Origin of the sequence: Lentilitoribacter sp. EG35 (assembly GCF_040784015.1) — a bacterium.
Lineage (GTDB): Bacteria > Pseudomonadota > Alphaproteobacteria > Rhizobiales > Rhizobiaceae > Lentilitoribacter.
Genome location: NZ_JBFNGQ010000005.1, coordinates 93126 through 105403 on the forward strand (window position 1 = coordinate 93126; position 12278 = coordinate 105403).

A 12278-nucleotide genomic window follows, 5' to 3' on the forward strand; every position below is an offset into this window, starting at 1 on the left:
AAGTATTGGAGACATTCTGATGTCGAATAATTATGATGTAATCATTGTTGGTTCTGGCCCCGGCGGCTACGTGACGGCCATTCGTTCTGCGCAATTGGGCTTGAAAACAGCTATTGTCGAACGCGAACATCTGGGCGGCATTTGTCTCAACTGGGGTTGTATTCCAACCAAGGCATTGCTTCGTTCTGCTGAGATGATGGACAACGCTGCTCATGCAAAATCTTATGGACTGACGCTTGAAGGCAAGATGACGGCAAAGGTCGAAGATGTTGTAGCGCGTTCACGCGGTGTTTCAGCCCGTTTGAATGGTGGTATCGGCTTTTTGATGAAGAAAAATAAGGTGGATGTGATTTGGGGTGAAGCAAAGCTTACAAAGCCAAATGAAATTGTTGTCTCTAAACCATCAAAACCAGCGATGCAGCCGCAAAACCCAGTACCAAAGGGCATTTTGCCGGAGGGCAACTACACAGCAAAACACATTATTGTTGCCACGGGCGCGCGTCCTCGTGCATTGCCGGGTATTGAGCCAGATGGCAAGCTGATTTGGACATATTTTGAAGCAATGGTTCCGCAAGAAATGCCTAAATCCATGGTCGTTATGGGGTCTGGCGCAATCGGTATCGAATTTGCTAGCTTTTATCTTTCAATGGGTGTGGATGTCACAGTTGTTGAGTTAATGAAAAATATCATGCCGGTTGAAGATCCAGAAATATCTAAGATCGCTCAAAAAGCACTAAAAAAGCGTGGCCTGAAGATCATCACAGAAGCCAAAATCACTAAAGTTGATAAGGGCTCCGATGATATTACCGCACATGTTGAAACCAAAGATGGAAAAGTCACCCAAATCAAAGCGGATCGTTTAATTTCGGCCGTCGGTGTTCAGGGTAATATTGAAAACCTTGGCCTTGAAGCATTAAACGTTAAAACCGATCGTGGATGCATTGTTATTGACGGTTATGGCAAAACCAATGTGCCAGGGCTTTATGCGATTGGCGATGTCGCCGGACCACCAATGTTGGCACACAAGGCTGAACATGAAGGTGTGATCTGCATTGAAAAAATTGCTGGTCTTCCAAATGTTCATCCAATGGACAAAAGCTTGATACCGGGATGCACATATTGCAACCCACAAGTAGCAAGTGTCGGCCTTACTGAAGAAAAAGCCAAAGAGGCTGGCCGCGAAATTCGCGTTGGCCGCTATATGTTCAGTGCAAATGGCAAAGCCATCGCACTTGGTGAAGACAACGGCATGATCAAAACGATTTTTGACAAGAAAACAGGCGAACTTCTTGGTGCTCATATGGTTGGAGCCGAAGTTACAGAACTTATTCAGGGATTCGTTGTAGCTATGAACTTGGAGACAACCGAAGAAGAGCTAATGCATACGATTTTTCCGCATCCAACATTGTCAGAAATGATGAAGGAAAGTGTACTTGATGCCTATGGGCGCGTATTGAACGCATAGTATCATGCGTGCGTTTCTCATACCTATGCTCATCGGCATTATCTTGGGTGCGTTGGGTGGTTTTGCTGCCATCCAAGGGCGTGGCAGTGTTGATATTGGTGGTATGAGTTTTGAGGGATGGACGGGCATTTGGATTGTCATCGCTATAATGGGCTGCGTTGGTTTGGTCGTTGGATTAATGGTTTGGCTTTTATCTAGAGCGCTCAAAATTGCTCAGCAAATCGATCGTAGCTAGACAATTAGGCGCATTGTTTCGAGTAAGAAATAACCGTATTTATGACAGCGATCATAAAACCGACTTAAAAGAAAATTACAGCGTAAATGATTAAGCGTAATCAATTTAGGAATTTATAATGGATACCCAATCTCTAATAATCTTTTTGGCCGTCGGTGTAGCTGCTGGCTTTTTAGCAAGCTTTATTGTTGGCGGAGGCGGCTTAATTCGCTATCTTATCACCGGTGTGATAGGCGCATTTGTCGGCGGTTTCTTATTTTCAGCATTTGGTATTAACCTTGGAATCGATAGCTTATTGATTGCGTCAATTATTCAGGCGACCGTAGGCGCGATTGTAGTGGTATTTGTGGCAAGAATGATTGCCTAATTCCCAAGATTGCTTATCTTTGATTTTGCAAGGTTTAGCACGAATTTGAATTGATATAGTGAAGGTGGCTACTATGACTTGGTTAATTGCTATTATTGTTGGCGGTATTGCAGGCTGGTTGGCCGGACAATTCATGAAGGTCAACACGGGCGTTTTGATTAATGTAGTTTTGGGTGTTGTTGGTTCTTTGCTAGCCAACTTTCTTCTCGGAATTTTTGGTATAGCTATCACAGGTGGTTGGCTTGCATATCTTATCTCAGGTTTTATCGGCGCTAGCCTCTTGATTTTCATCTCAAAGAAAATCAAAAATTAGACCAAACTTAGGAAGCACGAATGGTTACGATACTCGACACGATCAATGAGCCCAGGCCACGTCTTAGGCATCCCGAAAAGGCTCACAAACCCGATACGGAAGTATTGAAAAAGCCTGACTGGATTCGTGTGAAAGCACCTGTTTCTAAAGGCTATCGCGAAACAAAATCCATTGTTAAAGAGCATAATCTCGTTACCGTGTGCGAAGAGGCCGGTTGCCCGAACATTGGTGAATGCTGGGATAAGAAACACGCAACCTTTATGATTATGGGCGAAATTTGTACCCGTGCATGTGCGTTTTGCAATGTCATGACTGGCAAACCAAATGCGTTAGATCAGAATGAGCCAGAAAATGTAGCAAAAGCTGTCGTTGAAATGGGTCTCAAACATGTTGTGATTACATCTGTTGATCGTGATGACTTGGATGATGGAGGTGCAGAACATTTTGCGCAGGTTATCGGTGCAATTCGTAGCGCATCTCCTCAAACCACAATAGAGATATTGACCCCAGATTTCTTACGCAAGGATGGTGCGCTTGAGGTCGTTGTCAAAGCCAAGCCTGATGTTTTCAATCACAATCTGGAAACGGTGGCTTCTAACTATCTTACAGTGCGCCCCGGTGCGCGGTATTTTCACTCTATGCGGTTATTACAGCGGGTTAAAGAACTTGATCCAACCATGTTCACCAAGTCTGGAATTATGGTTGGTTTGGGCGAAACGCGGAACGAAGTTTTGCAACTGATGGATGATTTTCGTGTTGCAGATGTCGATTTTCTTACGATCGGACAATATTTGCAGCCAACGCGCAAACACCATCGTGTTGTAGATTTTATTTCGCCTGAGCAATTCAAAGCATATGAGACGAATGCCTATTCAAAAGGGTTCTTGATGGTGTCTTCAAGTCCGTTGACACGCTCATCACACCACGCGGGCGATGATTTTGCTAAACTTAGAGCAAATAGGGAAGCCAAGTTACTGGCAGACAGATAGCTTTGACCGATAATGCCAGAATTTGAAAAGCACCATAAGGTAAATCACAAAGCTGACGACATGTTTGCGCTGGTGGCGGATGTGGAAAGCTACCCTGAGTTTTTGCCCATGTGTGAAGCTCTAACCATACGTGATACGCGGGATCGTGATGGTAAAACGCTTCTGATCGCAGATATGACCGTGGGCTATAAGGCGATAAAAGAAACCTTCACCAGTCAGGTTTTGTTAAAGCCTGATGAGAAGATCATCGAGGCCAAGTATATTGACGGGCCATTTAAACACCTTGATAATCGCTGGACTTTTATTGAAGGTGACAAACAGTCAAGCACTATCGATTTTTATATAGATTATAGCTTTAAAAATCCTGCTTTGGGTTTGTTGATGGGGGCAATGTTTGAACGTGCATTTGCAAAGTTTACGCAAAGTTTCGAACAAAGAGCAGACGAGATATATTAATTGGTAGATTGGTCTAATGGTATTATATTCCAATAAGTTAAGCTATTTTGCAGTGCGGCTAGATTTTTTCCCAAAAAATAGGTTAGAATTTTAAATAAATATAAAATTCGATTCTTTTTTTGTTTGAAATTTATGTGTTGCTCGGGCGAATGCGCTACTCGTGCTGTAAAAGGGGCATCCTTTATGAATGTAGCTGGCATGGATGTAGCTGGACATTATCAAAATACGCCAATTTGGTTTCGAAACTTGGTTTCGTTTTTCACCCTTTGTTTAGTCTATGTGCTTGCTAGTAAGCTTGGTGATTTTTTTGTGATTCCACCTGGATTTGTTTCAGTAACATGGCCTGCGGCCGGTGTTGGGCTTGGTTTTGTCTATGTTTTGGGTAATAAGGCAGCCATCTGTGTTTTTCTAGCGCGCTTTATAATGGTAGTTGCTGTTTATAAAACCCCTGATTTCTCAGACATTTTAGTCACGACATCGCTGGCCACAGGAGCGGCTTTGCATGCAATAGTAGGCACATATCTAATTAGGCGCTTTACAAGTGCAGAATTATACATGGGTAGTTTGCGAGATATTCTTATCTTCCTTTTAATCGGTGGCCCGATAACTTGCGCAATGACAGCAACCATTAGCGGATTAGCGTTCGCCAATTTTGCGAGTCTGTCTAGCGGTGATTTTGTTGATTTCATTAAGATATGGTGGGTCGGAGATATCTTCGGTGTAATTGTTTTTGCCCCGCTCACGGTAGTTATTCTTTCGCATATTCGATGCCGAAATAAATTGGCAAAATCGACATTTTTTACAATTATCGTGCCTTTGCTAGTTTCAATTTCAGTGTTTATCTTTGTTTTTGATAGCTCAAAAAAACAATGGCTTAAACATACATTCGATGAATACTCCAGTGAGGTTCATACTATTGTGGATCAATTTACTGAGATGCTAGCGGTTGATATTACAGCCGTAAATGCCACCGGATCATTTGTTGAGGCGTCAGAAAATGTAACCGCTTCAGAGTTCAAAATATTTACCAAACCTTTGTTTGATACGCCTTGGGGTTTATACGGTTTATCATGGTTGCCAAAAATCGATCACCAGAATCGGGAGAAGTTTGTTGCAAACATCCGAGGTCAGGGTTTTTCCACTTTTGAAATTAGATCGCGTGATGAATTTGGAAAATTGACTATTTCGGCAGACAGGCAGGTTTATTTTCCACTGGCCTTCACGGAGCCGTATGAACAAAATCAACTTGCTCACGGATTTGATGTATATGGGGTAGATGGAATTTCGGGCGCGTTGCGTAGGGATACACTTGATGAAGCACGCGATAAACGCATAGCGCGAGCTACTAGTCGTTTTTCTATTGTGCAGAAACAAGATGAATATGGTTTCATTATTTATTTTCCCGTTTTTAAAAAGTTTTTGGGGCAAAAAGAACGGGTGCATATTGGATACATAAATGGCATTTTTGTTTTCCCTACACTTGTGCAAAGTCTTGTGGAAGCATCCTCATCAATTGAATCAGATTTTTTTCTCACTGAAATTTCGGCCGGCGCGGAACCCCTAGTGCTATTTGATTCCAGAACTTCCGATAATAAAGATGGAGCTGCTGAGAGTTATGTTTTGGATAGAATTGTTCATACAGAGCAGGAATTTGAAGTTGCTGGGAAAAGATGGAAAGTTACGTTCATCAAAAATGGCCCACTTTTGACTGGAGATTATATTAAGTCATTGTGGGGGTTAGCGGGCGGCGGAGCGGTGTTTATAACTTTGTTTTTGGTTGTCCTGATGATGATAGCATCACAGAATAATTTTGTTCAAAATTTGGTGGAACAGCGAACACGAGATTTAAAACATGCAAATGAAGAGCTTGAGGAGTTCGCATATAGAACGTCTCATGATCTGCGCTCGCCAATCGTTTCGTCCGTCACACTGCTAAGCTTGGCCGACGAATCAATCAATAACGGAGATACAGAAGCAGCACGCAGCAGCATATCTCATGCAAAAAAATCTTTAAGCAAACTTGAGGTTTTAATCTCGGATATTCTTACTTTAACGCGAATTGGAAGTGCGAATGAGAGCGATGTTTACTTAACCATTTCCGAGGTTATTGATGACGCCATCAGCAAACTGGATCACGCTAATGGATTTGAAAAATTATCTATAGAGCGAGATATAAGGTTTGAGGAGGGTATAATGACGAAACCTTCGAGGCTGAAACTCATCTTGGAAAACTTGATTTCAAATGCCGCAAAATATCATGATCCTGAAGAAGTTAAGCCAATGCTAAAAATATCCTGTTATCAGCTTGCAGAAGAACTTCATTTGGAATTCTCTGATAATGGATTGGGCATACGCGAAGAATATAGACACCAAGTCTTTGATATGTTTAAGCGGTTCCATCCAAGAGTTGCGGAGGGTACAGGTCTGGGGCTTTACCTCATGAAAAGAAGTGCCCATATGTTGGGTGGGGAGATTTCATACCATCCCCTCGAAAAAGGTTCCTTATTCAGATTAATTATACCAATAAAGTAGGTCAAAAATTGTCTTCTAATATAATTTTATCGTCGGTTATTGTGGTTGATGATAGCGAAGCTGATCAATTTATCTGCGATCACATTTTGCGTAAATACAACCCAGATATACAGATACTTACAGCTCTAGACGGTGAAGAAGCATTGGCCACACTCAAAGATCTGGACACTTTACCGCAGATTATCTTCCTTGATATTAACATGCCAAGAATGAACGGGCATGAATTTTTAGAAGCCTATGCAAAGCAATATGATCTGAGTAATGCGCCAGTTGTCATTATGTTGACATCCTCTAACCAGAAGCGAGATGTTGATAAATCTATGGCATTCGATGTAGTCGTGGAATACTTCACAAAACCTTTGAATATAGATGCCCTAGCCGATTTCTGTCAAAAAAATACAGCTTTGATCAATAAATAATTCGAACCTTGAGTGACGCGAAGAGGTTCATTCGTTGAGGATTGAAACTAGTTCAGTTAATGCACGCTCAACGGTCGCCTGTCTAATCTCATCGCGGTTCTTAAGTTCACCAAACATAAGTTTATGCACGTTCACATGTTTGTCTGTCGCAATTGCCAGATAAACAAGGCCAACTGGCTTTTCTGGCGTGCCGCCGCCTGGTCCGGCAATTCCTGTTACGGCGACCGCTATATCAGCATCGGAATTGCCCAGCGCTCCTTGAGCCATTTCAAGAGCTGTCTTGTCACTCACCGCGCCATGCGTTTTTAAAGTTACTTCAAGCACACCAAGCATCTCCAACTTGGCGTCGTTTGAATAGGTGACGAAGCCACGGTCAACTACAGCTGATGAACCGGAAATGCCAGTAAGCGAAGCTGCAATCAAACCACCCGTGCAGCTTTCCGCTGTTGCGATCATCAATCCCTTAGCCGCAGACGATTTTATCACCTTTTCTGCTAAATCTTGGGTATTCGTCATGCAGTGCCACCATAAACAACAGTCGCTGTTGCAATCGCGGCAATACCTTCTTCACGCCCAATAAAACCAATTCGCTCATTGGTCGTTGCCTTTACAGAGCAACGGATGACATCAATATCAAGGATTTTGGCTAGATTTTCACGCATAACCTGACGATGAGGTCCAATTTTGGGTTGCTCTGCGATTAATGAGACATCAGCATTCATGATTGTGCCACCATGACGATGTACGATTTCAACTGCTTTTTCCAAGAAGATATAGGATGCAGCGCCTTTCCATTGAGGGTCGGATGGGGGAAAGTGATCGCCAATGTCTCCAGCACCACATGTTGCAAGTAAAGCATCAGTGAGAGCATGAAGCGCAACGTCAGCATCCGAGTGACCAGATAAGGTTTTGTTGTGCGGAATATCGATGCCACAAAGTGTGACATGATCACCATCGATGAGTTGGTGTACATCATAACCATTACCGGTTCGCACATCGGGTAAGTTTGTCGATAGTTTCGCATTCGCCATTACGATATCTTCCTTGGTCGTAAGTTTTGTGTTCATACCATTGCCTTGGATTATATGGACCGGAATTCCTGCCCATTCTGCAATTGCGCAATCGTCTGTAAAATTTTGTAAACCTGCGTCCGCTGCCTTCTGGTGTGCCTCAATAATTTTCATGAATTGAAAACTTTGTGGCGTTTGGGCTGCATAAAGATTATCACGGGAAACTGTATTCTCAATAATTTGCTGATCATTAGTTCTTTTTAGCGTATCAGTGACTGAAATTGCGGGTAAAACAGCATCAACTCCATGTTCAAACTCTGCAATAATCCTCGTGATCAATTCTGTGGTTAAAAACGGCCTGACTGCGTCGTGAATCATTACATAGTCTGGTTTGATCTTCTCAAGCGCAAGCAGACCATTGTAAACAGAAGCTTGGCGTGTTGCGCCACCATGGCAAGTTAAGATGCGGGATTGATCCAAATTAGATAAAGCTTTGTGAATTAATTGATCGTCATCGGGGTGTGCTACAATCATTATTTGTGAAATGTTCGGGTGGTTAAGAAAGCCCTCCAACGTATGAGTAATGACAGGTTTCGTGCCGATTTCTCGATATTGTTTTGGACCGTCTTGCATTCCGCCAGCGCGCTCGCCACGCCCAGCAGCAACAATTACTGCTGCAATTTTTGATTTCGCGATTTGATTTTGAGGCATTAGATGAGGTTCCACAGAGATCTTTATTCTTTTAGACGGCCTTTAACCTACTTTCCAGCTTTTCGTTTCGCACAAAGGTTTTTTGTCATTTATGCAAATTTTAACTTTGCAATTTTTCAAATAATGACTAAAAATAGGGCAATTATTAATTTGCTTATTTGAAGGGCAAAATGTGATCGATCCGACATCCTCTCTAAAGGTTGGCCCACTAACTACACGCAATCGAGTAATTCTAGCTCCCATGTCAGGTGTTTCCGACCTTCCGTTCAGGCAGTTGGCTTATGAATACGGCGCAGGAATGGTCGTTACAGAAATGGTCGCAAGCCGGGAGCTTGTTGGTAGGTCCGCCGAATCGCAAGTGCGTTTGCAGGGTGAGGGTATCTCCCCACACGTTGTTCAGCTAGCTGGCCGCCAAGCGAGTTGGATGAGCGAAGCCGCAAAAATTTCTGAAGCTAGCGGTGCTGATATGATTGATATCAATATGGGCTGCCCCGCCAAAAAGGTGACGGGTGGATATTCAGGATCAGCATTGATGCGTGACCTTGATCTGGCGCTAGAGTTGATTGAGGCTACAATTGAAGCGGTTAACATTCCTGTGTCAGTCAAGATGCGCTTGGGATGGGATGAAAATTCTATGAATGCCGCAGAACTCGCGCGCAGGGCAGAGCAAGCGGGCGTGCAAATGGTAACAGTTCATGGACGAACACGTAGTCAATTTTATGACGGACATGCTGATTGGACTGCAATTGCGAATGTACGTGCTGCTGTCACTATTCCCTTTATAGCCAATGGCGATGTTGAAACGGTTGATGACGTTGACCAGATTTTGAAACTTACAGGTGCTGATGCTGTGATGGTTGGTCGTCAGTGCCAGGGGCGACCATGGCATTGTGGATTTTTAGCAGGTGATAATAACAGCCCTAAAACATCAACTGATATCTACCGGTTTGTTAGGCGACACTATTTGATGATGATTGATCATTACGGTGAAAAAATTGGTATTCGTCAATCGCGTAAACATCTCAATTGGTATTTGGAACGGTATGCGCAAAACCTGGATCCAAAATTGCGAACGGAAATTCTTTCATCTCTTGATGTCAATTTTGTTGTTAACAAACTGGAAAAAGCCATTGATAATAATGATGAAAATAAAATTGGAGAAGTCGCTTGATTGACATCCAAACCGACCAAGCAGGCCTTGTATTAAATGCACTTCCCCATGCTGTTATTATGGTAGACGCACAAGGTTATATAATCTCAGCCAACTGGGGTGCCGAGAATTTTTTAAGCGCCAGTATCAGTCATCTGACGAACCGGAAACTTGATGAATTTATACCTTTTGGTAGTCCGCTGATGATCCTTTTGGAGCAAGTTCGCGAGCGCCGTGGACCGGTCAGTGAATATCGTGTTGACCTGTCTTCACCTCGTTTGGGCGATGAGAAGCTTGTGGATATTTATGCCTCGCCTGTCGGCAATACAGACAATGTAGTTGTGGTTTTTCAGGAACGGTCACGCGCGGACAAAATTGATAGGCAATTGACCCATCGTGCTGCGGCAAGATCTGTTTCTGGATTGGCTTCCATGCTTGCTCACGAGATAAAAAATCCCCTTTCAGGAATTCGCGGTGCTGCGCAATTATTGGAAATGTCAGTAAGTGATGAAGATAAGTCTCTTGCTCGTCTCATTCGAGATGAAACGGATCGCATCGTCTCACTTGTTGATCGTATGGAGGTGTTTTCCGATGAGCGGCCCATCGATCGGGTCGCAACAAACATTCACTCTGTATTAGATCACGTCAAAGCTATTGCAAAAGCGGGGTTCGCTCGCAATATCGAGATTGCAGAACTCTATGACCCATCATTGCCAGAAGTTTTTGCAAACCGAGATCAGCTAATACAGGTTTTTCTCAATCTCATCAAAAACGCTGCAGAGGCGGTAAAGGGGCAAGAAAACCCCAAAATAACGATGATTACCGCGTTTAGGCCGGGTATCAAAATTTCTGTTGGTTCAACGCGTGAACGAGTTTCACTACCGCTTGAATTTTCAATTCAAGACAATGGTCCGGGTGTTCCTGCCGACATTCAACCACATCTGTTTGACCCCTTTATCACCACAAAAACGAATGGCTCAGGCTTGGGTTTGGCGCTTGTTGCCAAGATTGTTGGTGCTCATGGCGGTATCGTGGAATGCGATAGCCAAAAAGGGCGTACAACTTTCAAAGTGCTCATGCCGATTTCACGCGTAGAAAATATAGCTAAGAATCGAGATGTTGAGACTTCCCTCAAACTCTCAAATACTCATCTTGATGGAGCATAATATGACGGAAACTATTCTAGTCGCGGATGATGATGCTGCTATAAGAACAGTACTTAATCAGGCTCTTACAAGAGCTGGATACGATGTTCGTGTAACGTCAAATGCTGGTACACTTTGGCGTTGGGTAGCGGCAGGTGAGGGTGATTTGGTCATAACAGATGTCGTGATGCCCGATGAGAATGCATTTGATCTTCTGCCACGCATCAAGAAAGCACGCCCAGACCTCCCTATACTTGTAATGAGTGCGCAAAACACTTTCATGACTGCTATCAAAGCATCTGAAGGTGGCGCCTACGAGTATTTGCCAAAGCCGTTTGATTTAACAGAGATGGTTTCTATCATCGGTCGGGCACTTTCTGAGCCCAAAAAGGTAGTTCCAACTGGAAGCGATGAGGTGGGTGAGACCATGCCACTTGTGGGTCGCTCCGCAGCAATGCAAGAAATTTATCGCGTTCTAGCTCGACTAATGCAGACAGATCTTACGCTTATGATCACAGGAGAATCTGGCACCGGTAAGGAGCTTGTAGCGCAAGCACTTCATGACTATGGCAAACGCAGAAATGGCCCATTTGTTGCAATTAATATGGCTGCGATTCCGAAAGATCTCATTGAATCGGAACTGTTTGGTCATGAGAAAGGTGCGTTTACCGGCGCGCAGGCTCGGTCTACAGGGCGATTTGAGCAGGCAGAAGGCGGAACTCTATTCTTGGATGAAATCGGCGACATGCCGATGGATGCTCAAACTCGACTTTTGCGAGTTCTGCAGCAGGGAGAATATACAACAGTTGGCGGCAGAACACCGATTAAAACTGATGTTAGAATTGTCGCTGCTACAAATAAGGATTTAAAAAGTTCGATTAATAAAGGCGAATTTAGGGAAGATCTATTTTACAGGCTAAATGTTGTTCCGCTTAGATTGCCTCCACTTAGAGATAGAGCAGAAGATGTGCCTGACCTCATTCGGCACTTCACGCAGCAAAATGCAGGTGAGGGGCTAGAAGCAAAACGTTTTGATGTAGATGCGATGAATATGCTCAAATCACATCCGTGGCCAGGCAATGTACGTGAGTTGGAAAACTTTGTCAGACGCGTTATGGCTTTGTATCCGCAAGATGTTATTACGAGCGAGATTACAGCATCTGAATTTCAGCAAAATGAACCTTCGGCACAAGATCTTACTCATATAATGCCAACTGGCCCTGTTAGTATTTCTCAATCGGTTGAGGAAAACATGCGAACGTATTTCGCAAGTTTTGGAGATGACTTACCTCCTGTAGGCCTATACCAACGTGTAATTGAAGAAGTTGAATATCCGCTTATTTTGTCTGTCCTTACAGCAACACGTGGTAATCAGATACGAGCGGCAGAACTTTTGGGTGTAAATCGTAATACGTTGCGTAAGAAGATTAGAGAACTTGGAATTTCAGTTTACAGGTCCGCTAAGCCAGCTTGACAGTCTGTAATA

Annotated in this window: 13 protein-coding genes; 11 read left to right on the plus strand and 2 right to left on the minus strand. The window is 43.5% G+C overall.

Translation table 11 applies throughout. The annotated features are described in order from the left end of the window. Positions 1-19 precede the first annotated feature (19 nt). The 8 genes from lpdA (at position 20) to AB2J24_RS10590 (ending at position 6776) form a co-directional block, all read left to right on the plus strand. Entirely contained in the window at positions 20-1465 is a 1446-nt protein-coding gene (lpdA, locus tag AB2J24_RS10555) for a dihydrolipoyl dehydrogenase (protein WP_367385449.1), read from the plus strand. Between the two features lie 4 nt (positions 1466-1469). After that, positions 1470-1700 carry a hypothetical protein gene (locus AB2J24_RS10560; protein ID WP_367385450.1) on the plus strand — a complete coding sequence of 77 codons (231 nt, stop codon included), beginning with the start codon at positions 1470-1472 and terminating at the stop codon, positions 1698-1700. A 118-nt stretch (positions 1701-1818) separates the two neighbouring features. Continuing rightward, positions 1819-2067, plus strand: a complete 249-nt coding sequence (locus AB2J24_RS10565; RefSeq protein WP_367385451.1) for a GlsB/YeaQ/YmgE family stress response membrane protein — start codon at positions 1819-1821, stop codon at positions 2065-2067. Between the two features lie 58 nt (positions 2068-2125). Next, entirely contained in the window at positions 2126-2380 is a 255-nt protein-coding gene (locus AB2J24_RS10570) for a GlsB/YeaQ/YmgE family stress response membrane protein (RefSeq protein ID WP_367385452.1), read from the plus strand. Positions 2381-2400: 20 nt separating this feature from the next. Then, a complete protein-coding gene (gene lipA / locus AB2J24_RS10575; protein WP_162653874.1) occupies positions 2401-3369 on the plus strand; it encodes a lipoyl synthase in 969 nt (322 codons plus the stop codon). 12 nt (positions 3370-3381) lie between these two features. Beyond that, positions 3382-3825: a type II toxin-antitoxin system RatA family toxin gene (locus AB2J24_RS10580; RefSeq protein WP_367385453.1), complete on the plus strand. Its 444-nt coding sequence runs from the start codon at positions 3382-3384 to the stop codon at positions 3823-3825. A 183-nt stretch (positions 3826-4008) separates the two neighbouring features. Then, positions 4009-6357 carry a CHASE domain-containing protein gene (locus AB2J24_RS10585; protein ID WP_367385454.1) on the plus strand — a complete coding sequence of 783 codons (2349 nt, stop codon included), beginning with the start codon at positions 4009-4011 and terminating at the stop codon, positions 6355-6357. An 8-nt stretch (positions 6358-6365) separates the two neighbouring features. Further along, a complete protein-coding gene (locus AB2J24_RS10590) occupies positions 6366-6776 on the plus strand; it encodes a response regulator (RefSeq protein ID WP_197742871.1) in 411 nt (136 codons plus the stop codon). A 27-nt stretch (positions 6777-6803) separates the two neighbouring features. Here the strand turns inward: AB2J24_RS10590 and AB2J24_RS10595 are convergent, their stop codons facing one another. Further along, on the minus strand, positions 6804-7292 hold the full coding sequence (locus AB2J24_RS10595) for a CinA family protein (protein WP_367385455.1): 489 nt from the start codon (positions 7290-7292) through the stop codon (positions 6804-6806). Beyond that, a complete protein-coding gene (locus tag AB2J24_RS10600; RefSeq protein WP_367385456.1) occupies positions 7289-8497 on the minus strand; it encodes a bifunctional 2-C-methyl-D-erythritol 4-phosphate cytidylyltransferase/2-C-methyl-D-erythritol 2,4-cyclodiphosphate synthase in 1209 nt (402 codons plus the stop codon). The genes AB2J24_RS10595 and AB2J24_RS10600 overlap by 4 nt, the downstream gene beginning before the upstream one ends. 172 nt (positions 8498-8669) lie before the next feature. Here AB2J24_RS10600 and dusB point away from each other — a divergent pair, with 172 nt between their 5' ends. From dusB to ntrC, 3 genes are read left to right on the plus strand one after another with little or no spacing between them, the layout of a single operon-like run. Beyond that, entirely contained in the window at positions 8670-9668 is a 999-nt protein-coding gene (gene dusB, locus AB2J24_RS10605; RefSeq protein WP_367385457.1) for a tRNA dihydrouridine synthase DusB, read from the plus strand. Continuing rightward, the gene (locus tag AB2J24_RS10610; RefSeq protein WP_367385458.1) at positions 9665-10813 is read left to right on the plus strand and encodes a two-component system sensor histidine kinase NtrB; all 1149 of its coding nucleotides are present in this window, start codon (positions 9665-9667) and stop codon (positions 10811-10813) included. Before dusB ends, AB2J24_RS10610 begins: the two co-directional genes overlap by 4 nt. Position 10814: 1 nt before the next feature. Further along, a complete protein-coding gene (ntrC, locus tag AB2J24_RS10615; RefSeq protein WP_367385459.1) occupies positions 10815-12266 on the plus strand; it encodes a nitrogen regulation protein NR(I) in 1452 nt (483 codons plus the stop codon). Positions 12267-12278 lie beyond the last annotated feature (12 nt).